Source organism: Paenibacillus sp. MDV22-iso6 (assembly GCF_058408365.1).
In genome coordinates this window covers 148,282-169,299 of record NZ_JBZVDZ010000009.1, presented here as the reverse complement: position 1 = coordinate 169,299, position 21,018 = coordinate 148,282, and the positions used below count along the sequence as shown (strand labels likewise).

The following is a 21,018-nucleotide window of genomic DNA, read 5'->3' as shown; positions in this document are numbered from 1 at the left end:
CGATGCCGGAATTGCCGGAAATGGAAAACTACCGGACCTTGCTGTCCGAGAAAATACTCGATTTGCCGATTACAGGTGTGGTGGTTAACCGTGAAAAGTCGATTAATACGGATCCTGATGTGTTCACCCGTGAACTGACAGGCAATCGTATCATATTTGTAGAGCGCCGGGCCAAACATTTGATTTTTCATCTGGCTAATGGCAAGCGGCTTGTGCTGCACCTTATGCTGGGCGGAATGATTTTCTGGGGCACAGAAGCTGAACGTCCTGATCGTTCCACTCAAGTGGAAATTCAGTTTGGAGAATATACTTTATTCTTTATTGGGCTCCGTTTAGGATATCTGCATCTGCTTACTTCCAAAGAGACGGAAGAGGCCATGTCTGACCTTGGACCTGAACCTCTTGATCGGCGCATGAATGCAGAACGTTTTGCTGCCCTTTTGAAAGGACGCCGGGGTACACTCAAAACTACACTGGTCAATCAACACATTATTGCTGGCATCGGAAATTGTTATTCGGATGAGATTGCATTTGCAGCAGGCCTGAGACCAAGCTCCAAGACGCAAAATATTGCTGCTTCGTCTGAACTCACAGCACGTTTGTACCATTCTGTGCAATCCGTGTTGCGGGAAGCTGCTTCGGAAGGCGGTTATATGGAAATGCCGTTGATGCAGGGAGATACCAAGACGGGAAGTTTTGACGAGCAGTGCCGAGTGTATGATCGTGAAGGGGAAACTTGTCCTCGTTGTGGGGGAACGATAGCTCGCGTGGAAATTACGGGCAAGAAGGCTTTCTTCTGTCCGGATTGCCAGCATGAGGCTTAAAAGCGGAATCGGGGCACATGTCAGCACCAGAGGTGGATTTCTTCAGGCAGCCAAGCGAGCATATGAGATGGGGGCTACGGCATTTCAATATTTTCCGAAGAACCCGCGGAGCCTTGGCTTGAAAGAACTGGACCTCAAAGATGCTGAACAGTGTCGGGATTGGTGTGAGAAGCAGGGGATATCTTCCATTGCCCACTCACCCTATCCCACGAATCCAGCTTTGGGCAAAACCCGAGGAGAGGCGGGTTTTCATGCAACCATCGCATCGATACAAAATGATCTGCATATTGCAGATGCCTGCGGTTCAGTAGGGACTGTAGTCCATTTTGGGCATCTCAAGAGCAATGAACCACTTGAAGGATATCAGAATCTCATATCCTGTCTGGATACCGCTTTAGCAGATTGGGATGGACAGGCTAAGGTTCTGCTTGAAAATCAGGCTGGGGATCATGGTCCCATGGGTACGACGATGGAAGAGTTGATACAGATTCGTAAGCTAAGCCGGTATCCTGAACATGTTGCTTTTTGTTTTGACACGTGTCATGCTTTTGCTTCAGGCATGTGGACGTCAGGCAATGAGGCATCCATGCTGGAGAAAGGCAGACTGCTGGGATACTGGGATGCTCTTGCGGCTGTTCACTTTAATGATTCGAAATATCCTTCCGGTTCATGCAAGGACAGACATGCACGGATTGGACAGGGTTATATAGGGAAAAAAGCGATGCAGGAACTGTTATGTGCGCCTGAATTTCAGCAAGCGGTAGTTGTCCTGGAAACAGAATCAGGCGAAGATGGAACACACCGTGGTGACATTGAACTCATGCGTTCCTGGCTTTAAATGGGAGAGGAGCGATTGTAATGCATGTTTTTTTGGATGATTACCGGGCATGTCCGAAAGGGTTTGTTCTGGCTACCAATGCAGAAGAATGCCTGATGCTGCTTAGAGAAGGTGACGTGGACATTCTATCCTTGGATTTTGAACTGGGTCCAGATTCACCGAATGGCGGAGAAGTTGCTGCTTCGATCGTCCGGGAAGGTTTGTTTCCACGCCAGATCTATTTGCACACGTCCAGCATGTATGGCAAACGTCAGATGTACGAATTGTTGTACAGCAATAAACCAGACTCTGTTACCGTCCATAATGGTCCGATGTCGGGTGAGGTTATGCTGCGTGTTGCTGCGGGAGAAGAAAGCTGATGAAGCCAATTACAACGAAAATGTTAATGCGTGGTGTATGGGAAGGCATGCCTCAGGCTGTATTTATCTTTACCCCGCTATGCGGAACCTGCGCAGCAGCACGTCGAATGCTTGAGATCGCCGAACATTTGCTGCCCGAAGGGATTTTGACCGAGATGAATATTCACGATATCCCGGATCTAGTGCAGCAGTTTCAGATTTCGAGCGTGCCTGCGGTTATGCTGTTTGATGGAGAACATGATGTGCCCAGAATGGTCTATCGGATGAACTCTGTCGAGCATCTGTTAGGGGAAATCCGAAAGGCGGTGCTAAAATGAGTGTAATCTCGATGGAGCATGTCTCTCTTAGAAGGGAAGACAATCAGATTCTGGATGACGTCGATCTGCATGTTAAAGAAGGCGAGCATTGGGTGATTCTTGGGCGTAATGGTTCAGGTAAAACAACGCTGCTAGAAATGATGAATGGATATATGTTTCCAAGTCAGGGGCGCATTGAAGTATTGGGCAATCTGTATGGTCAATGTGACGTGCGGGAGGTTCGGAAAGAAATTGGTTATATCAGTCAGACATTGATTGAGAAACTGACACCTCGAGATCCGGTGTGGGAAGTTGTCGCAACAGGAGCTTATGCTTTTTTGCGTTTCTATCAAACGATCCCGGATGATGTGAAGGCCAAAGCATTGAACCTGCTTGATGAAATGGGCTTTGCAAAACTGGCTAATCATCCGCTCGGCACCCTTTCTCAAGGGGAACGCAAAAAAGTAATGCTGGCTCGTTCATTGATGGCAGATCCCAAATTGCTGATTATGGACGAGCCTTGTGCCGGACTCGATCTGTATGAACGCGAGAAAATGTTGGCCGAAATTGATCGACTGCGTAAGCGAAATATCACTGTCGTTTATGTGACTCATCACGTCGAAGAGATCGTACCTTTGTTCACACACGTGGCCTTGATCCGCGATGGACGTATTGCTGCGGCAGGGCCCAAACATGAAGTTTTAACACAAGATACAATTAAGCATACGTACGATGTTCCGGTTGATATCCAGTGGGATGATGGACGTCCCTGGATTCGCGTACGTTCTGGAGGGTAACACATTTTGAGTACACAGTCATCTTGGGGTGAAGGAGACTTCTCCCGTTTTATTTGCACAGCCAATCATGGTTTTGCGCCCTATGCTCAGGAGGAATTGCGCCGTACGTTCGGGGCAGTAAAGAGCACGGTACTCGTACCAGGTGAGATTCTGCTTGCCGGTCTTCCGATTGCGGAAGAAGAGGTAGCGATCAAGCTTTTGGAAGAAAGCCCGACGTTTTTACGTCATATTCAACCTGTTCAATTTCAGGAAAATACGGAAGATTCAGCGCAAGCAATGGAAAAATTGATTTCATTTGTGTTGAACCATACGGAGTTAACAGGCACTAAAGTTACATTACAAGTTCGTAAAACCGAAGGTGCCTTCTGGCAGGAGAACGCTGCTTCTTTGAAACAGCTATTGACTGAGAAGCTGGATGATCTTGGGTGTGAGTGGGTTGTTCGTGATGCGGATCATGTTATATCTGTCTTCGTAACAGATGACATGTTTTATGCCGGTGTATCCAGACCTGATCAAAATCTATCGGACTGGAGTGGCGGAGCAGTTCGTTTTCAGAAGGAAGAGGGGCAAATCTCCCGCGCCAAATTCAAATTGCTTGAAGCGGAGCAGACATTTGGCATCGACTTTACTTCTTTTCACAAAGCATTGGACATCGGTGCTGCACCAGGTGGATGGACCTCTTTCCTGCTTGAGCGCGGGCTTGAAGTTACAGCTGTTGATCCGGCCAAGATGGATGCGACCCTGCTGGAATCGCCCAAACTGACCTTTTTGAAAAAAAATGCCGGTGATGTACGTTTCCGCGAAGGGGAATTCGATCTGCTCGTATGTGATATGAGCTGGAGCCCCAAGCTGATGAGCCGTCTTATATCGGATCTGTTATACAGTCTTCAATCAGGGGGAACAGCGGTTGTAACGGTGAAGTTATTGCATAAGAAGCCGCTCGCTTTGATTAAAGAAGTCATCGATACATTTGAGCGCTCCCGGATGCAGATTCAGCGTTCCAAACAGTTGTTTCACAACCGTGAAGAAATCACGCTATATATGATTAAGTATTAAGTTATTAAAGGCATTAAACTTTATGCTTTACAATACCTTATTGCCTATACTATAATGATACCAATATTAACCATAACAAGTTGAGGGAAAGCATCCCGAAGCGAAGAGTCCGGATTTCCGGTCTGTTCCGCTTCGGTGAAGCTTTCCCTTTTTTGTTATGCACACAAGGAGGAGTCTATATGAGACATCCGGCTAGGCTCGAGCGTGGAAGCCTGCTGGGGGGAAGGTACCGTATCGTGTCCATTCTCGGTTCGGGTGGAATGAGTCATGTATATGAAGCAGAGGATTTGAAGTTGCCAGGCAAAACCTGGGCGATCAAAGAAAGCGTGACGGCGATGCCATACGAAGGCAGTATGGAGTCAGAAGCTGCTCTTCTTACATCTCTGAGGCATCCCAGATTACCGCAAATCGTAGATTTTTTTGTACCGGATGAGCTGGGGTATACCTATCTTGTTATGGAGTACATTGAGGGATTGACACTTAGTGACTATTTCAAGCAATGTCGGGGGAAGATTCCGCTTGAACATATGACGGAGTTTGTGCTTCAGCTGCTGGATGTATTAGGTTATTTGCACAATCTGGACCCACCTGTCATCTATCGGGATTTGAAACCATCCAACATTATGATTACACCGGAACATGAAGTGAGACTGATTGATTTTGGAATAGCGCGGAGCTATAAAGCACAAAGAGTCGATGATACGGTTAAATTGGGAACGGCCGGCTTCGCTGCACCAGAACAATATGGTTCAGGACAGACTGATGCGCGTTCTGACCTGTACGGGCTTGGAGCATTGCTACTCTATCTCATGACTTGTGGAGTGTATACGGAATGGATTCAGGGAGTTGAGAGCTCCATTCGCAGTGATGTTCCACGTACCTATATTCCCGTTGCGAGAAGGTTGTTGCGACTGAACCCGAATGAGCGCTTTCAATCGGCTGATGAAGTTCGTAAGGAGCTGCTGCGCAGACCGGGAATAGCGGCTGGTGGTTCAGAAACGACGGTGACGATAAGCGGAGGGACTAGAGTGATCGCTTTGACGGGGGCATCATCCGGAGTTGGGGTTACGCATACGGCCATAGCCATCAGTCACTATCTGGAGCGGCAGAACTTCAAAGTGGCTATAATCGAGATGTCGCCACGTTCCCAATCGTTTGCACGGATTCAACAAGTCGCGCATGCAGGTAAACCCGTGCCAGCAGGCAGACAGTTTGCAGTGGATGGTGTACATTACTGGAAACAATCGGGACGTGCAGACATCCTGTCTTTATTGGGAGGCAGCTATCAGTTCATTGTGATGGATCTGGGCAGTGGTCAGGATCAGAACCGGCTTGAAGAATTTCTCAGAGCTGACTTGCCCATTGTTATAGGTTCCGGTGCCGAATGGAGACAAGCTGAGATTGGATCTTTTGTCCGTTCACACAACCGGTACCCGAGAGACAAATGGATCTACTGCCTGCCACTCGCAGCAGCTGACGCAGTTCAGCGCATGCGCAAAACGTTGGACACTTCCAGTGTCTACGGTCTGCCTTTACATATCGATCCCTTTGATCGGGAACCGCAGATGGATAAGGTTTTTGCTCATATTCTGACTCATATGATGGGGCAGCTACCCAAGAAACGTTCTTTCTTTGCAAGAAAAAGAGTACATGATTAGAAGAGATTGCGAAAGGAGAGCCTCTTTTGTCTAAATTAAGAAAACAAAGCCGCCAACTGATTTACGCTGGATTGACGGGAGCAGGAGCAATCGGTTTGTTGTTTGGGGCATATGTCATTTACAATGTCAAAACCATGAGTGATACGAGGTCTGAAGTGGAGGCCCGATACTCATCAGCCTACGAACAAAAAGAAGCTGAATTGATGCAACAATGGAACTCGGGGGCACAGGGATGGGTGACAATACGGGATGTTGAAGCAGGAGAGTCGATATTGCCCGAGGATATCAAACTCATAGCCGTTCCGGATGCACAGGCACCAAGGAATCTTTGGTCCAGCTCCAAGCAGATGGATGGTCAAGTGGCGAAAATAGAATTAAAAAAGGGAACAGCCATTACAACTGAAATGGTGTATGAAGATACCCCGGCACCGCCGGATCTAAGGAATCGTGAACTACAGGTTGTGTTATTACCTTCTTCACTTGCTAAGGGAGACATCATTGATATTCGTATTCAGTTTCCAACGGGTCAAGACTACATTCTCCTGTCCAAAAAGAAAGTCCAAAGATTAAATGCAGCTACACTATGGATTACGATGACGGAGGAGGAGATCCTTTCCCTTTCAAGTGCAATTGTAGATGCCTATTTACATAAAGCTTCAATCTATGCCTTAACCTATGTAGAACCACAGTTCCAGACACCAGCGATTCCGACATACCCTGCTAACAATGAAGTGTTAAAACTGCTGGAGAGTGATCCTAATCTTGTACGTCGGGCTGAAGTGGAGTTAGCGCGGCAAGTACGGAGTTCGTTAGAAAGCTCACTCGCCGCATCCATCTCAGCGCCCTCCCAAGGTGTGGAGCAGGACGTTGCACAGTCCTCCGTTTCATACAATAGTCGCCCTGGAGCGAATAACTCTTCATCTACTGATGGGGTCATCTGGAATGATGGTTCTGGTAGCGGCGGAACGACGGGTACAGGGAGCAATGATTCTTCAGCATCTGCTTCAAGTGCGGATGAGCAGAAAAGCTTGCTGACGGGCGGGGAGTAAAAAGCAGGAAAAACCATTTATTATTCATGTAACAACGTTTAAAAGAAATTAAAAGGAGATTCGATAGCTATGCAAACATGGATCTTTGCTGGGTTATGCGAGAAGAATGACCTGATGCTGTACCTTTGCAAAATACTGGCGTCCTCCGGTAAACGTGTCTTGCTTGTTGATGGAACATTACAGCAGAAATATGGATACGGCGTTGGGGAAAGTCAGCAATCTCTGCGTATTACAGAATTTGAAGGTTTTGATATCGCATGTCAGTTCGTAACTTCAACAGCGGTTGAGAGTCATCTTGAAGCGAGTGGCGAGAAATTGGAGAGTTATGATTACGTCCTTTACGACATGGAAACATCACACTTTGCGTCACGTGATCTATGGCTCACGGCAGATATCCGTGTCTGGGTCAGTGATTATGAACGTTACAATCTGGAACGGGGCAAAGGCTGGCTCAAGCGGTTGCTTGAAGAGCAGTCCCTACCAGCAGAACTACCATTTCAGCGCATTTTGATTAATGCCGTTGATTGCAAACTGGAAGCTCGATATTTGTGGGCGTATCTGGAAGGTAGTCCATTTGTATGGACAGGGGAATCGCTGATGTTGCCTTGGGATGAACTGACTGCAGCGGTCAAACTGGAAAATGAGCATCATCGCCGTATTCGCCTGGGGCCATTGTCACGGAACTATAAAAAATCGCTATGCAGGTTAGTGGAGCAGTTGACCGGATGGGAAAATGTCCAGAGTCGCCGGGCCATTAAAGAAGCAGAAAGGATGAGGGCATGAGCACCATTACGTTTTGGAGTCCTTTTGCAGGAACAGGCAGCACCTCAAGTGCGTTGATCGGCGCCTATGCGATGGCCCTTCAATATAGGACAAGAATTTTGCTTGTAAATACAGGTCCTGTCGGGAGCAGCACAGAAGCTGCCCTCCCACCTAAAGAAATAGAGGACACGGGATCCGTATTTACATTCGAGGAGGGGGGATGGGATGCTGTGGAACGGCTGCATATCAGCGGGAGTCTGAACAAGCATAATTTGAGGGACTACACCAAGCCGCTCCTCAATGACCGTCTGGATTTGTTGACTGGCAGAATTAATCGATTGGAACGTTCAACAGAAGAGCATGTGGAGACATTAAAAAGGCTGTTGCACGTAGCCAATGAATATTATGATCTGGTTCTTCTCGATGCAGATCGCGCAGGCACTAGTGATCAGGTTCTGCTGGATCAAGCGGACTATGTTGTGGTGAGCCTGAATCAAAATATGAGGGATCTGGAGTATTTTTTTGAAAAAATCAGACCCGAGAGCATGAGTGATCAGAAACTGCACATCGTGCTGAATAAGTATGATCCTCATTCACGCACAACCATCACCAATATTCGTCGGCGTTTTCGATACAAGGGCTCGATATCAGTGTTGCCTTATACCACCGGATTTCTGGATGCCTTCAATCGTCGTGATGCGGCTGCGTACTTGCAATTGGAAGGTCTGAGCAACAATAAAGATATTCGTAAAGGGAGCTTTGCCGCAAGTATGGCTGAACTCGCTCGTCTTATTATGGATGGGGCAGGGATGCGTACCGTACTAAAAAGGCTGGAAAGGGGAGCCTGAACATCTGATGCTCTGGAATACCCTATGGTTAATTTTAATTTTGTTGTTATGTCTTGCGTATGTTTGGTTCAAATACAGAGCTTCCCATCGTGAAAAAAATAACCGTGCTCCTGAGCGCGAATCCTTCACGATTGAAGTGCTGACAGAGAAAGTAAAGAACTCGCTTCATGAGCTTAGTCATAGTCAACTTGCTGATGCAGGATTGCATGAAGAAGAATATCGCCGAAGAATCAATCAGCGTGCCGAGATGCGCAAGGCGCTTAAAGGTTGTGTATCAGGAAGCATTAGTGACAAAACATATGTCAAAAATCTGATAGGTGATCTGCTTACTCGCAGTATAGGACTGAATAAGTCAAATATCGATGAGGTCATATATTTTGGAGAAGCTGAGTTGCTGACGGTTCAGGATCAATTCGAAATCGTGTTTTATCTATACCGGCAGCAATTTGGTGTCGATGCCTTGTCACGCATGATTGACACTTATGATCTTGGCAGATTGAGGCTGGGTGAAGGTGCAGACGACGGAGGAAGTTACTATATCTCCGAGGAGGACATCCGATATGTGTTTGAGTGTGAGTATAGAGAGCTTGGCTTCAGAGAAAAAACAGATATCATTGTTCAACGCATCTACCAGCATTACAAAGGCTTCTCGGTGGTTGATGAAATAAGAGATCAACGAATAGATGGCGTTAGTGGTGGTGTAAGTGGCATGTTGGATGCCCTTCAGGATATGGGGCTACGGCAGCCAGCTTCGTGGAATGATCTGCTCACGGATGGACTTGAAGATGCTCCCCTTGAAGAACCACTTACTGGAATGGAAAGTGTCTGGATTTTCTATAAAGGTAAGTCCATTCATCTGTCCTTCCTGTCGTTTGGCAATATCCGTGAACTGAAGAGGGTATGTCAAAATATTTATAAATACAACTATCCGGGACAGCTTTCGGAAGCAAATGGATACAAGGTGAACGAGATGAAGGATGGATCACGTGTCGTTGTTGTGCGTCCTCCCTTTGCCGAATCATGGGCATTCTTTGTCCGGAAATTTGATATTCCCAATGCTTCACTGGAACAGTTGATTACTGGTAACAACGCAGATCTGCCAATCACTTTGCTGCAATATTTGATGAAAGGTAGTCGAATCACAGCTGTAACAGGAGCACAGGGATCGGGTAAAACGACACTACTTATGGCAATGGTGAAGCATATTTACGCTTCGTATACCCTGCGTGTACAGGAGATGGCTTTCGAGTTACAGCTTCGGCGTATATACAGTCGGCGTAACATACTAAGCTTCCGGGAGACGGAGCACATCTCAGGTCAACAGGGACTGGACTTACAGAAAAAGACGGATGGTACTGTAAATATTCTCGGTGAGGTCGCAAGTGACGAAGTAGCCGCATGGATGATTCAGATGTCCCAGGTTGCCAGTCTGTTCACCCTGTTTACCCATCATGCCAAAACGTTTCGTGATTTGGTTTTCTCCCTCCGTAATTCACTGCTCAAAACAGGTATGTTCCAACATGAACATATTGCCGAGGAGCAAGTAGTAAGTGTCATTAATTTCGATGTACATATGAAAAAGGACGCAGAGGGACGAAGATATATCGAACGAATTACGGAGTGTCTGCCACGTGCGAATAAAGGGGATAGCGTGGAGGAACGGGCGGGATTTACGTTTCGCAATGTGATCGAGTACAAGGATGGCAATTACGTCATCACAGCTCCGATCTCCATAGGAAGCATTACGGATATGCGGGATCAGATGACACTGCAGGACGCTGCGCTGTTCGAACAGTTCATCAAGCAACATTGGGGTGATACCTATGACCGTTAAGATAGCTCTTCTGTTGGTGTTGGGGATATGTGCAGGTGGCCTGATAATCACGCTACTTGTACTGAACCTGTTACGTCACAGAGGAGGAGACAATGCAAGTAAATCTATCGGGATCGCTACGCTAAACGGCACTCGTACGCTGCGGTGGGGATCGGTCCTGTTACAGTCTTATCGGTGGGGCATGAAAGTGCCGCTATTCTCTGCTTATATTTTACAAGTACAGAAACGAATCTCATTCCGGCATGTAGGCGACGAACCAGCATTAAGACGAATGACTATGAACGTGGTTCTAATTATCTTCGGAGGATACGGGAGTATCAGTGTAATCCTTTTCCTTATGCAGCCGGGTATCGCCTTTGTTATATTGTCGGTACTCTGCGCTGTAGTTCTAAACAGCCTTGTACTGGATATGTGTCTGAATCGTATGGAGAAGCGACTGTTGGTACAGATGCTGGACCTGTTTGCCGACGTGAGACATCGGTATCATCAGCATGGAATGGTAGAGGAGGCACTTTATGAAGCAGCGGAAGCAGGTAAAGGAGAGGCTGCCGAGCAAGTGCTGTTGATCTATGAAGCATTGACTTCTCCGGATCCGAACGAAGCTTTGGAACGGTATTATGAGATTGCGCCAAATCGCTTTCTTAAAGGTTTTGCCGGTATTTCATATATGGTGATGGAGTTCGGGGATAAAGATAGAGCACAGGGTTCGATTTACTTGAAAGGCTTGGGGAATCTGACACAGGAAATTCATCTGGAGATTTTGCGGCGGGACAAATTGGACTATCTGTTAAAAGGGTTGAATATCATCGCCCTGGCCCCCGTTCTATTCACAGCTCCAATCGAACGTTGGGCCAGAGGAAGTTTTCCGACTATGGATGAATTTTATCGCAGCAAAATCGGGTTTGTAACCAAAATATCGATCTATGTCATTATCATACTTGCCTACCTGCTTTTGCAAAGACTTCAGCAATATGATGAAACCCGCTATCGGACAGGGCGCAAACACTCCAGAATCGATCAGTTCCTATACAGGCAGACGTTCATTCGTAAAGTCGCGATGTTGTTCGTGGCCAAACCTGGCAGTACCAATTACAGTCAAACCGTAAGACTGATGCGGGAAAGTAGCTCGGAACTGAAATATGAATGGCTGGCGATACGAAGGCTGATGTTATTTGTAAGTTGTTTTGTGCTGACCATTGGATGTGTCTTTCTGCTGCATCAGGTTGAACGAAATCATATTTTACATGATCCTGTGAGAGATGACCGGATGTTTGGCGCGATGGGAGAGGCGGAGTTGAAGCAGGCTACCGAGAAGACAAGCTTGGATCAAGCTGTACTCGAGCGCATCGAAATGAAGCGAGGAGCAACTTTTGATGAGATATCCAATGCATTGCAGTCCGTAAATCCCGTTCCACTGGAGCATGATGCACAGACTGAAACTATCGCACGCATCCTGCAGAAGCTGGAAGGTTACAACAAGCAATATCTCCACTGGTGGGAGTTAATTATTGCAATGATGATAGGTTTAGCGGGTTATCACATGCCGATCTGGCTCATGATGTTCCAGCGCAAGATGAGAAGCATGGACATGAGGCATGAAATCTATCAGTTTCAGACGGTTATCTCAATCTTGCGAGAGATGGACCGTATGTCTGTAGAGGAAATACTGGAATGGCTCAATCGCTTTGCTGTTATTTTCAAAAGACCACTGCAAAAATGTCTGTTGCACTTTGAACATGGGCCGGAGCATGCACTTGAACAATTGAAAGAAGATGCAGGTCTGCCTGAATTTCAGCGTTTGGTTGAAAAACTGCAACTTGCACTTGGGAAAATTTCGATTCGAGAGGCATTTGATGATCTGGATAGTATGATGGCCTTTTATTTTGAACAACGGAAGCAGGAATACACCAAGATGATTGATGTTAAAGCATCATGGGGAAGAATGATCGGGTTTACACCGATGTATGCCCTGATCTTCCTCTATCTGGTCATTCCGCTGGTAGGCATGAGTTTCCTTCAAATGAACATTTATTATGAACAGATTCAGAAACTGTAACGACCATGTACGTCACAGTCTGAAATAAATTAAAAACGATATAGGAGGATTTATCATGAACAATGCATCAAGTGCTTTAAAGGTGGCAGCAGGCATCTTTCTGACCATCGCCCTTATTACGATTGTGGTTCTATTGTTTATTTCGGCTCAGGAGGCAACCAAAACGGCACAGAACAATTTTGCCGATATCCAGACCGAGTTGTCCCAAGCTGCATTTACCGTGTATGACGGAACAACCATTAGCGGATCACAAGTCACAAACGCGTTGCGTAAATATGCGGACAAGGATCAGTTCGGTATTCAAGTTATTACAGGTAAAAACAAGGGGGGTCAATGGTATGGCAATCAGTTGAACATATCCCAGGATCTCAATAACGCAGATTACGGTTCAGTGATTTCTCCAGATGATAAAGTAGGTATTATTAATCAAACTATGAGTGAAAAAGACAACCAATATGTCAATCCAAGTGGTAAATTCAAAGCAATTATCGTAAAAGACAGATCCAATGTGGTAAGAGGGCTTATTTTCCAGCAATCCTGACAGGAGTTGGTTTAACATGTCCCAGAATACACAGCAGCTCATGTTGTTCTGTACGGCGGTTGTCCTATTTGTGACAGCCTGCCTGTACGGGCAGCAGAATGTTAGGGTTCTTTCAGACGCTTTGAATCACTTGGTGCAGACAACAGCAGACATGGAAGGACGGCTGAATACCACTCTGCGTATAAGTGAGCCAATCCGTTATAGTGGTGCGGAAGTGTTACACACTGTGAGGCAAATGACAGGGACAACGGTCAGCGTGGAGGTGGACGGGATTGCATATGTCATTGATCCCCTTGTAAACAGAAGAGGAACCATTCCTGTCCAGCTTGCTGCTTCGTATAGACCCGAGTTCATAAGAAGTGAGGCTGGCGAACTGCTGAAGATTGCATTTTGGAAGGAGGCCAGTACACCTTGATTAACGCTGCGTCCAAGCTGCTTGCTGTTTTGCTGGCAGTGATTTTGCTTTATGTATATCCGGCAGCAGAGACTGCAGATCGACAGGATGACATGGCACGCATGACCGTTGTTCAGACGGTTACCCGTTTTGTTGATGCAGTCAGAACAAAGGGATACATATCCCCTGTCATGTATACAGAATTCGAAGAACAGATGGCCCGAACGGGGAATGCCTATGAGATTTCCATGGAGCATTTGCACAAAAAATATGTTCCTCATTACTCAGATCCGATGGATCAGAGCACATTTTCTGGCACCTATGAAACCGTACAAGATGGCTATTATTCAGCCCAAATTAAAGCAAAGCTGTTTCCTTCGTCCGGTGTGCTAGCTTTAGACGATCCTGGGCGCAGATATACACTGGCAATGGGGGATTTCTTCACTGTAACCGTCAAAAATACCAATCGCACACCTGCCATGTTGATTCGTGAGTGGTTGAACGGGTCTGCACAGGCTGCAGCCGTGTTTACCACATATGGGGGTATGGTGCTCAATGAAGATTACTGATCTTTCTATTGTGTTTGTGCTTATCTTTTTACCTATATTCTGGGTTATTTCTCACAATACAGACAATGCCCAAGAGGCTCAATATTTAAGCAATCAATATAAGATGGCACTTCAGACTGCCGTACTGGATGCAGGGGCTGTGATGCATCAAAATGAGAAGCAAGACGATGAAGCAGGGTATGATTCGACCAAATTTGTAAAAGCGGACAAAGAGCTTGCCTTGACTACCTTTACCCAAACACTGGCGCTAAATATGGGGATTCAGGATGATCCTGCTGCTATACGGGCCATGTTTAATTACATTCCTGCAATGGTCGTGCTGGATTATGATGGTTATTACATTTTGGCGAACGAAACTGAGATGACAGGTGATCTTGAAGATTCATTCCGGCAAGTTTGGAGTCCTAAAAAGCCCTATACATATTCTGATTCAAATGGTAGCAGTATTAACTTCACACTCGATGGGTATGTGTATGCCTATGATGCAGGCTTGGGCATGTGGGTTGAGGGTTTCCAGAAAGAACTGGCCTCCAGCACACAAATCCCTCTGCTTCAGAATGCCGAGACGTTTGAGCAGGTCAGACGAGGCCGGATCGTGACAAGTGTGCAGGAAGATTTGGCAGATGTTATTAACCGGCATAATGAGTTTGCAAGAAGGAATGGTGTTTCCTACACCTTTACCATGCCTTTGATTTCTCAGGAAGACTGGTACAATTCGATTAATGATACGGGGCTGATGGCGTTTATTCAGGGAATACCTGTAGGTAACCAAAAGATTAACAATTATGCCATTGGTGGTGGCAGACTGGTGAAGAAAACAGCGATCGTTGGCGGAGTTGATCCTGTAAGTGGAATTAAATACTATTACCCTTCCACATGTAGCAATGGTTACAGAGCCGAAGAAGTGTTTACAAATGCCAAACAAGCGGCAGCACAAGGTTATTTTGAGTATAACTGTTCCATAAATTAAAGGCAGTTTGTTTGTAATATAAAAGCGAGGTTGCATGAGATGTTTACATTACTTTCAGAAAAGGCGACACCTGTGCTAAAATAGGGTTTCGGAACGATAGTAATGTCCAATAGATAGGAGCAACCTCATCTTATGAGTTTATTGTCAGTAGAGAACGTGAGTCACAATTTTGGAGACCGCACGTTATTTAAAAATGTATCTTTTCGTTTACTTGCCGGAGAGCGTGTAGGTCTTGTTGGTGCAAATGGTGTGGGTAAGTCCACACTGATGAACATTCTTACCGGGAAATTGTTAAAGGACGAAGGGAAGGTCGAATGGACCCCCAAAGTTCGTTATGGATATCTGGATCAGCATACCAAGCTCACGCCTGGAAAAACGATTCGTGATGTGCTTAAGGATGCGTTCCTGCCCTTGCTTGAGTTGGAAAAAGAAATGATGTCTATCACGCATCAGATGGCAGACGCCGATCCGGACAAGCTCGAATTGTTGCTGGAAGAAATGGGTGACATTCAAGAGCAATTGGAGCAAGGTGATTTTTATCTGATCGATGTGAAAGTGGAAGAGATGGCGAATGGACTTGGATTGTCCGCCATCGGTCTAGATCGTGATGTGGCCGCGCTTAGTGGTGGTCAGCGTACGAAGGTATTGCTTGCCAAGCTTTTACTGGAGAAACCCACAGCTCTTTTGTTGGATGAGCCGACGAACTATCTCGATGTGGAACACATTGAATGGCTGACGCGTTACCTGAAGGATTACCCGTATGCGTTTATTCTGATTTCGCATGATACAGAGTTTATGAATGAGGTCGTTAACGTTATTTATCATCTGGAATTTGCCAAGTTGACGCGTTATGCAGCGAACTATAACAAATTCCTTGAAATGGCCGACATGAATAAGGCGCAACATATTGATGCTTATGAGAAACAGCAGGAGTTTATCAAGAAGCAGGAAGATTTCATTCAGCGGAACAAAGCCCGCGCTTCCACTTCCGGTCGTGCCAAGAGCCGTGAGAAGCAGCTCGGCAAGATTGAACGGATTGATCGTCCAGACGAAGCGGCCAAACCCACATTCAAATTCAAGGATGCCCGGGCGAGTAGTAAAACCGTCTTTGAGGGTATTGATTTTGAAATCGGATATTCATATGCATTATTGCCTAAAATGACGATGACGATTGAGCGTGGCGAGAAAATTGCCATTGTTGGATGTAACGGTGTAGGTAAATCCACACTGCTCAAGACGATCTTGGGGAAAATCCCACCTATTAGCGGTAAGACTTTCTTGGGGGACTATCTGGAAACAGCCTATTTCGAACAGGAAGTACGTGCAGGTAATATTACCCCGATCGAAGATGTGTGGAATGAGTTTTCTCATCTGACACAGAATGAAGTCCGGGGCCATCTCGCACGTTGTGGATTAAAAAATGAGCATATCACCCGCCCGCTTAACGCGCTTAGTGGTGGTGAACAAGCCAAGGTTCGTTTATGTAAGCTTCTGATGCGTGAAAGTAACTGGATTTTGTTCGATGAGCCCACAAACCATTTGGATGTAACCGCTAAAGCAGAGCTGAAACGTGCCCTGCAGGAATTCAAGGGTACCGTGCTGCTCGTATCCCATGAACCTGAATTTTATGAAGGTTGGGTAACCAAAACGTGGGATGTTGAAGCTTGGTCCGACAAACAATAGTTTCTACGAAATTCTTTGCACCAGAAACAGCAACTTCGTTAACTACATGACTTCAGCAATGGTGAACAACGTAATTCATGGAAATGTACGGTGACAAAAAAAGGTGTCTATGGTAACATAGGCTACAGCTTCATATGAACACTAGGGGGGCCGCACGATGCGGCTGAGATGGAAGAATGCGATTCCGGACCCTTTGTACCTGATCTGGATCATACCAGCGTAGGGAAGTGGCGCGTTTCAGCTAATGACAAAGAGCTTTATCGTTGACTTTGCGATATGGCCTGCAAGATGAATCATGCAGTTCTATGTATACAGCGTTGCGACTATGGATGGTTTCTATAGTTGTTGTGCGTTATGTATAGAGTAATTGCATGCGACAGTCATTCAGTTGATCCATGAATTTTAAATTCGTGGCCACTCCCCTACGGGAGTGGCTTTTTTGTTGTTGTATATCAGCTTAAATCATGCAAGAGGAGGGCGAATAGGACGGTAATCTTCCACGAACATGTAATAACAAGATCATTCGAACTGCATGTGGTTTCACCAGGTACAGGAGACTTGGGCTCTTTTCTGAATATTGCTATGGGTATATGGCGGTGGGTCGATTATATCCACATTCGGGAAAAAAAGCTGACCCTTGAAGAACAGATGTATTGGGCGCAAGGTCTAAAAACACAAGGTGTTCCATCTGACCGAATCATTATGAATGGCTCAGATCAGCTGGATCAATATGCTTCAATTGGTGGTGTGCATTGGGGTCAAGCAGTTACTCGCAGCTATGATAAGGATGAGTTGAGGAGAGTCGATCGGCTGCGCGTAGGCATATCGGTTCATTCTCTGGAAGAAGCAAAAGTTGCAGAAGAACAGGGAGCGGATTATCTCTTTTATGGGCATGTCTATGCTTCAAATAGTAAACCGAATTGCGAACCCAGAGGGCTAAGTGCGTTAGCTGAGGTATGCTCTAATGTTTCGATTCCCGTGATCGCGATTGGCGGGATTAGTCCTGAGAATATTGCTGCCATTCGAACTGCTGGTGCTAGAGGAGCCGCTGTAATTTCAACGATTTGGACGACCGATAAGCCGGAAGTAGCTGCCGCTTCATTGCGACAGGCGATCACGGATTCAGACAAGTACGCCGGACCAAGGAGATGAAGATCTTGAGAGAGGAAGCAAGAAGTCGAAGCAGGAATCGTTCAGGCTATCATCCAGGAATAGTTTCGGGAAGTAAAGTTGGAGCGGAAGTTGGAGGCAAGCTTCATGCAGAAACCATTATTGTAGGTGGAGGAGTTATCGGATGTGCCATCGCATGTGAACTCGCTACTCGAGGCCATGACGTTCTTTTGGTTGAGCGGGCGCGGATCGCTGGGGGAACTTCCTGTGCAGCCGCAGGCATGCTTGCGGCTGATAGTGAGGAATTCACTCATGCTGTAATGGCAAAGCTTGCACGGCAGAGCAGAGCTTTGCTTCATGAGCAGAAGGAACGGATCAGTTCGCTTAGCGGAGTGGAAATGGGGCTGCAACAGCATGGCTTTATTACTCCTTTTCGTTCATACAGTGAAGTCAGCAGTTACAAAAATAATCGATCGTCTACCTTATCTACAGAACATATTTGGTGGGATCGTATTTCTGTCCAGCAGGAAGCATCATGGTTAAACAGGGATACGTATGGAGCATATTACAGACCTTCCGAGAGCGAGGTTCTTCCTGTCAACTTAACGCAGGCTTATGTCAGATCTGCTCAAGCCATGGGTGCAAGGGTGATGGAAGGTGTACAGGATGTCCGTTTGCATACGGATGTGAATGGTGTGCAAGGAATCGAGACTTCAATAGGAACGATGACATCGAGAAATGTAATTATTGCTACAGGGTTACATGGTGAAGAATTGATGAGACATGTGGGTCTGAAATCGCCTGTTTTACCAGTAAAGGGGGAGATTGCAGCTGTGCAGTTTTCTCCCCACCATGCCGGGTACAGGCCAGACAAAACGGTGTATGCAGAGGATATATATATTGTTCCCAAAGCCAATGGAGAAGTATGGATCGGTGCAACAAGCCTTCCTGGAAGAACAGACATGAAAGTTTCGGTACAAGGCATTCAGAAGCTGCTTGCAGCTGCAACAAACTGGGTACCTGGCATGAAGGAAGCACATTTTATCCGAGCCTGGGCTGGTGTACGTCCTTCGACTCCGGATGGAATGCCGTATATAGGGGCTTGTGAAAGTGTTCCTGGTTTATTCGCTGCTTTTGGACATTATCGTAACGGCATATTGCTTAGTGCAATTACAGGCAGCCTCATGGCTGACTTGATTTGTGGCAAAACCTCGGAAGAACTGGGGATTCAGGACCTTTGCCCAGAACGTTTGAACATAAAGGAGATGTTGCAGTGAACATCATTGTCAACGGACAAACCATGCAAATTGAAGATAGCTTAAATCGTGTGGACAAATTGCTCCATTCATTTAATTTACAAGTAAAAACCGTCGTGGTTGAATTGAATCGGCAAATTTTAACGCGGGAATATCATGAAACGACGGCGTTAAGAGACGGAGACCGAATTGAAATTGTACATTTTGTGGGAGGCGGTTGAATTATGTTGAGGATTGGAAATTATACGTTTGAGTCTAGATTGCTGCTGGGTACAGGCAAATTTTCGGACTTGGAAGTGCAGAGCCAGGCGGTTGAAGCCTCCGGTACGGAAGTATTAACGTTCGCGGTTCGGCGTTTGAACTTGGAAGATCGGAACAAACAGCACTTTCTGGACACACTGGATTTGAAAAGATATACCCTGCTTCCCAATACAGCGGGTGCTGCAACAGCAGAGGAAGCTGTGCGAATCGCTGAACTAGCTCGGGCTTCAGGACTTTGTGATATGATAAAAGTAGAAGTTATCGGCGATGGAATCACATTACTTCCTGACCCAATTGAAACCTATAAAGCTTGCGAGATCTTGCTTGAAAAGGGCTTTACGGTACTGCCTTATATCTCGGACGATGTTATTCTGGCCAAGCGATTGCAACTACTCGGCGTACATGCTGTTATGCCTGGGGCTTCACCCATAGGGGCGGGGAGAGGAATTATTAATCCCTATAATCTGGAGATTATTATTGAACAAGCCGTCGTTCCTGTTATTGTGGATGCAGGACTTCGAGCACCTAAAGATGCTGCTCATGCGATGGAGCTGGGAGCTGACGGTGTATTGTTGAATACGGCTGTCTCCGGATCAGGAGATCCGGTAAAGATGGCGAAGGCCATGCGAATGGGGGTTGAAGCAGGCAGACTGGCTTATGAGGCAGGCATGATTCCCGTTAAGCGCTATGCAGCAGCTAGTAGTCCGGCGGAAGGAATGATTCATACATGACTAATCAGACACGATCTTCTGAACAGGGAGACCGCTATTCCAGACAGGAACGGTATGCACCTATCGGTAAGGAAGGTCAGCATAGATTGAATAACAGCAAAGTATTAATTGTTGGAGCGGGCGCGCTTGGTACGGGTATTGCGGAAACATTGGTACGTTCAGGAATTGGCCATATTACTATTGCAGATCGTGACTATGTGGAGTGGAGCAACCTACAACGACAGCAATTATATATTGAGCAAGACGCCATTCAGCGAATGCCCAAAGCGATGGCAGCGAAAAAGCGCCTATCTGACATTAATTCTAACGTTGAGGTTGTAGGCAAAGTGATGGACGTCAGAGTAGATGAACTGGAAGAACTGGTTCAGAACGCAGACTTGATCATGGATGCAACAGATAATTTTGATACCCGGCTATTAATAAATGATATGTCTCAGAAGTATCGTATTCCGTGGATTTATGGAGGATGTGTGGGCAGTTATGGAATTACCTACACGTTTCTGCCTGGAGAAACGCCTTGTTTAAACTGCTTGTTGGGTGAGGTTCCGTTAGGTGGGGATACCTGTGACACATCAGGCATTATCCCTCAGGCGGTGCAGATGGTTACGGCTAATCAGACTGCCGAAGCAATGAAGCTTCTCAGTGGTAATTCAGGTGCACTGAGACGCAAGTTGTTATCATTCGATGTGTGGAGAAATGAATACATATCCATTAACGTCGACGGTGCCCGAAAAGAAGATTGTCCTTCCTGCGGAGTAAAGGCTAACTATCCGTACCTCTCTGCCTCAAACCTGGAAAAAACAGACGTATTATGTGGTAGGGATACGGTACAGATTCGCCCTTCACGGCGAATGAATCTGGATTTACAACATACGGCTGATCGTCTCGGCAAGTTGGATGAAGGCAAAGTGGAGGTTAATCCATTTTTGGTTTCTTTTACAACGGGAGCGCACAGGATGGTCATTTTTCAGGATGGTCGTGTCCTTGTTCATGGAACAAAAGACACGGCAGAGGCGCGTACGCTGGTTCACCGGTACTTTGGTTAGAGAAAAATCAAATGAATGTTCCGCGTCCGTTCCTTCCGGGAATGGACTTTTTCATTTTACGGCATGATAAACATACAACA

The 21,018-nt window shown here is 46.2% G+C and carries 22 protein-coding genes and 1 riboswitch; all 22 genes read left to right on the top strand.

Annotated features, from left to right (window positions below; translation table 11 throughout):
• Positions 1 to 2 precede the first annotated feature (2 nt).
• The 22 genes from AC4PM4_RS24465 to AC4PM4_RS24360 all read left to right on the top strand — a co-directional run bounded on the left by AC4PM4_RS24465 (position 3) and on the right by AC4PM4_RS24360 (position 20,938).
• A complete protein-coding gene (locus AC4PM4_RS24465; RefSeq protein WP_063562854.1) occupies positions 3 to 824 on the top strand; it encodes an Fpg/Nei family DNA glycosylase in 822 nt (273 codons plus the stop codon).
• On the top strand, positions 814 to 1,662 hold the full coding sequence (locus AC4PM4_RS24460) for a deoxyribonuclease IV (RefSeq protein WP_491614757.1): 849 nt from the start codon (positions 814 to 816) through the stop codon (positions 1,660 to 1,662). The genes AC4PM4_RS24465 and AC4PM4_RS24460 overlap by 11 nt, the downstream gene beginning before the upstream one ends.
• Positions 1,663 to 1,682: 20 nt before the next feature.
• Entirely contained in the window at positions 1,683 to 2,021 is a 339-nt protein-coding gene (locus AC4PM4_RS24455; protein WP_063562852.1) for a cyclic-phosphate processing receiver domain-containing protein, read from the top strand.
• Positions 2,021 to 2,338 (top strand): thioredoxin family protein, encoded by a 318-nt coding sequence (locus tag AC4PM4_RS24450; protein ID WP_079693932.1) that lies wholly within the window; start codon positions 2,021 to 2,023, stop codon positions 2,336 to 2,338. Before AC4PM4_RS24455 ends, AC4PM4_RS24450 begins: the two co-directional genes overlap by 1 nt.
• On the top strand, positions 2,335 to 3,114 hold the full coding sequence (locus tag AC4PM4_RS24445; protein ID WP_072733295.1) for an ABC transporter ATP-binding protein: 780 nt from the start codon (positions 2,335 to 2,337) through the stop codon (positions 3,112 to 3,114). Before AC4PM4_RS24450 ends, AC4PM4_RS24445 begins: the two co-directional genes overlap by 4 nt.
• A gap of 6 nt (positions 3,115 to 3,120) precedes the next feature.
• Positions 3,121 to 4,170: an SAM-dependent methyltransferase gene (locus AC4PM4_RS24440; RefSeq protein WP_079693930.1), complete on the top strand. Its 1,050-nt coding sequence runs from the start codon at positions 3,121 to 3,123 to the stop codon at positions 4,168 to 4,170.
• A gap of 179 nt (positions 4,171 to 4,349) precedes the next feature.
• Positions 4,350 to 5,828 carry a serine/threonine protein kinase gene (locus tag AC4PM4_RS24435; RefSeq protein WP_491614756.1) on the top strand — a complete coding sequence of 493 codons (1,479 nt, stop codon included), beginning with the start codon at positions 4,350 to 4,352 and terminating at the stop codon, positions 5,826 to 5,828.
• Positions 5,829 to 5,854: 26 nt separating this feature from the next.
• Positions 5,855 to 6,877, top strand: a complete 1,023-nt coding sequence (locus AC4PM4_RS24430; protein ID WP_063562848.1) for an SAF domain-containing protein — start codon at positions 5,855 to 5,857, stop codon at positions 6,875 to 6,877.
• A gap of 69 nt (positions 6,878 to 6,946) precedes the next feature.
• A complete protein-coding gene (locus AC4PM4_RS24425) occupies positions 6,947 to 7,660 on the top strand; it encodes a hypothetical protein (protein ID WP_064637143.1) in 714 nt (237 codons plus the stop codon).
• On the top strand, positions 7,657 to 8,487 hold the full coding sequence (locus tag AC4PM4_RS24420) for a CpaE/TadZ family protein (RefSeq protein WP_491614755.1): 831 nt from the start codon (positions 7,657 to 7,659) through the stop codon (positions 8,485 to 8,487). Before AC4PM4_RS24425 ends, AC4PM4_RS24420 begins: the two co-directional genes overlap by 4 nt.
• 7 nt (positions 8,488 to 8,494) lie before the next feature.
• Positions 8,495 to 10,321 carry a pilus assembly protein CpaF gene (locus tag AC4PM4_RS24415; protein ID WP_491614754.1) on the top strand — a complete coding sequence of 609 codons (1,827 nt, stop codon included), beginning with the start codon at positions 8,495 to 8,497 and terminating at the stop codon, positions 10,319 to 10,321.
• Positions 10,311 to 12,377, top strand: a complete 2,067-nt coding sequence (locus AC4PM4_RS24410) for a hypothetical protein (protein ID WP_072733291.1) — start codon at positions 10,311 to 10,313, stop codon at positions 12,375 to 12,377. The genes AC4PM4_RS24415 and AC4PM4_RS24410 overlap by 11 nt, the downstream gene beginning before the upstream one ends.
• A gap of 55 nt (positions 12,378 to 12,432) precedes the next feature.
• Positions 12,433 to 12,918, top strand: coding sequence for a hypothetical protein (locus AC4PM4_RS24405; protein WP_063562843.1), 486 nt, complete (start codon positions 12,433 to 12,435; stop codon positions 12,916 to 12,918).
• Between the two features lie 16 nt (positions 12,919 to 12,934).
• On the top strand, positions 12,935 to 13,333 hold the full coding sequence (locus tag AC4PM4_RS24400; protein WP_063562842.1) for a hypothetical protein: 399 nt from the start codon (positions 12,935 to 12,937) through the stop codon (positions 13,331 to 13,333).
• A complete protein-coding gene (locus AC4PM4_RS24395; protein ID WP_064637150.1) occupies positions 13,330 to 13,881 on the top strand; it encodes a hypothetical protein in 552 nt (183 codons plus the stop codon). The genes AC4PM4_RS24400 and AC4PM4_RS24395 overlap by 4 nt, the downstream gene beginning before the upstream one ends.
• On the top strand, positions 13,868 to 14,851 hold the full coding sequence (locus AC4PM4_RS24390) for a hypothetical protein (RefSeq protein ID WP_491614753.1): 984 nt from the start codon (positions 13,868 to 13,870) through the stop codon (positions 14,849 to 14,851). The genes AC4PM4_RS24395 and AC4PM4_RS24390 overlap by 14 nt, the downstream gene beginning before the upstream one ends.
• A 132-nt stretch (positions 14,852 to 14,983) precedes the next feature.
• On the top strand, positions 14,984 to 16,534 hold the full coding sequence (locus AC4PM4_RS24385; RefSeq protein ID WP_491614752.1) for an ABC-F family ATP-binding cassette domain-containing protein: 1,551 nt from the start codon (positions 14,984 to 14,986) through the stop codon (positions 16,532 to 16,534).
• Positions 16,535 to 16,667: 133 nt separating this feature from the next.
• Positions 16,668 to 16,777, top strand: a riboswitch (TPP riboswitch).
• Between the two features lie 339 nt (positions 16,778 to 17,116).
• The gene (locus AC4PM4_RS24380) at positions 17,117 to 17,686 is read left to right on the top strand and encodes a thiamine phosphate synthase (protein WP_491614751.1); all 570 of its coding nucleotides are present in this window, start codon (positions 17,117 to 17,119) and stop codon (positions 17,684 to 17,686) included.
• 5 nt (positions 17,687 to 17,691) lie between these two features.
• Complete coding sequence (thiO, locus tag AC4PM4_RS24375; protein WP_491614750.1) at positions 17,692 to 18,921, top strand: glycine oxidase ThiO; 1,230 nt, start codon at positions 17,692 to 17,694, stop codon at positions 18,919 to 18,921.
• Positions 18,918 to 19,121 carry a sulfur carrier protein ThiS gene (thiS, locus tag AC4PM4_RS24370; RefSeq protein ID WP_063562837.1) on the top strand — a complete coding sequence of 68 codons (204 nt, stop codon included), beginning with the start codon at positions 18,918 to 18,920 and terminating at the stop codon, positions 19,119 to 19,121. Before thiO ends, thiS begins: the two co-directional genes overlap by 4 nt.
• Before the next feature lie 3 nt (positions 19,122 to 19,124).
• Positions 19,125 to 19,892, top strand: coding sequence for a thiazole synthase (locus AC4PM4_RS24365; protein ID WP_063562836.1), 768 nt, complete (start codon positions 19,125 to 19,127; stop codon positions 19,890 to 19,892).
• The gene (locus AC4PM4_RS24360) at positions 19,889 to 20,938 is read left to right on the top strand and encodes a MoeB/ThiF family adenylyltransferase (RefSeq protein WP_063562835.1); all 1,050 of its coding nucleotides are present in this window, start codon (positions 19,889 to 19,891) and stop codon (positions 20,936 to 20,938) included. Before AC4PM4_RS24365 ends, AC4PM4_RS24360 begins: the two co-directional genes overlap by 4 nt.
• The last annotated feature ends 80 nt before the right edge of the window (positions 20,939 to 21,018 follow it).

What these genes read in the sequence shown, in the direction of transcription:
- AC4PM4_RS24465 (WP_063562854.1), top strand. Translation starts at nt 3, where the DNA reads ATGCCGGAATTGCCGGAAATGGAAAACTACCGGACCTTGCTGTCCGAG.
- AC4PM4_RS24460 (WP_491614757.1), top strand. Translation starts at nt 814, where the DNA reads ATGAGGCTTAAAAGCGGAATCGGGGCACATGTCAGCACCAGAGGTGGA.
- AC4PM4_RS24455 (WP_063562852.1), top strand. Translation starts at nt 1,683, where the DNA reads ATGCATGTTTTTTTGGATGATTACCGGGCATGTCCGAAAGGGTTTGTT.
- AC4PM4_RS24450 (WP_079693932.1), top strand. Translation starts at nt 2,021, where the DNA reads ATGAAGCCAATTACAACGAAAATGTTAATGCGTGGTGTATGGGAAGGC.
- AC4PM4_RS24445 (WP_072733295.1), top strand. Translation starts at nt 2,335, where the DNA reads ATGAGTGTAATCTCGATGGAGCATGTCTCTCTTAGAAGGGAAGACAAT.
- AC4PM4_RS24435 (WP_491614756.1), top strand. Translation starts at nt 4,350, where the DNA reads ATGAGACATCCGGCTAGGCTCGAGCGTGGAAGCCTGCTGGGGGGAAGG.
- AC4PM4_RS24425 (WP_064637143.1), top strand. Translation starts at nt 6,947, where the DNA reads ATGCAAACATGGATCTTTGCTGGGTTATGCGAGAAGAATGACCTGATG.
- AC4PM4_RS24420 (WP_491614755.1), top strand. Translation starts at nt 7,657, where the DNA reads ATGAGCACCATTACGTTTTGGAGTCCTTTTGCAGGAACAGGCAGCACC.
- AC4PM4_RS24415 (WP_491614754.1), top strand. Translation starts at nt 8,495, where the DNA reads ATGCTCTGGAATACCCTATGGTTAATTTTAATTTTGTTGTTATGTCTT.
- AC4PM4_RS24410 (WP_072733291.1), top strand. Translation starts at nt 10,311, where the DNA reads ATGACCGTTAAGATAGCTCTTCTGTTGGTGTTGGGGATATGTGCAGGT.
- AC4PM4_RS24405 (WP_063562843.1), top strand. Translation starts at nt 12,433, where the DNA reads ATGAACAATGCATCAAGTGCTTTAAAGGTGGCAGCAGGCATCTTTCTG.
- AC4PM4_RS24400 (WP_063562842.1), top strand. Translation starts at nt 12,935, where the DNA reads ATGTCCCAGAATACACAGCAGCTCATGTTGTTCTGTACGGCGGTTGTC.
- AC4PM4_RS24390 (WP_491614753.1), top strand. Translation starts at nt 13,868, where the DNA reads ATGAAGATTACTGATCTTTCTATTGTGTTTGTGCTTATCTTTTTACCT.
- AC4PM4_RS24385 (WP_491614752.1), top strand. Translation starts at nt 14,984, where the DNA reads ATGAGTTTATTGTCAGTAGAGAACGTGAGTCACAATTTTGGAGACCGC.
- AC4PM4_RS24380 (WP_491614751.1), top strand. Translation starts at nt 17,117, where the DNA reads ATGGGTATATGGCGGTGGGTCGATTATATCCACATTCGGGAAAAAAAG.
- AC4PM4_RS24365 (WP_063562836.1), top strand. Translation starts at nt 19,125, where the DNA reads ATGTTGAGGATTGGAAATTATACGTTTGAGTCTAGATTGCTGCTGGGT.
- AC4PM4_RS24360 (WP_063562835.1), top strand. Translation starts at nt 19,889, where the DNA reads ATGACTAATCAGACACGATCTTCTGAACAGGGAGACCGCTATTCCAGA.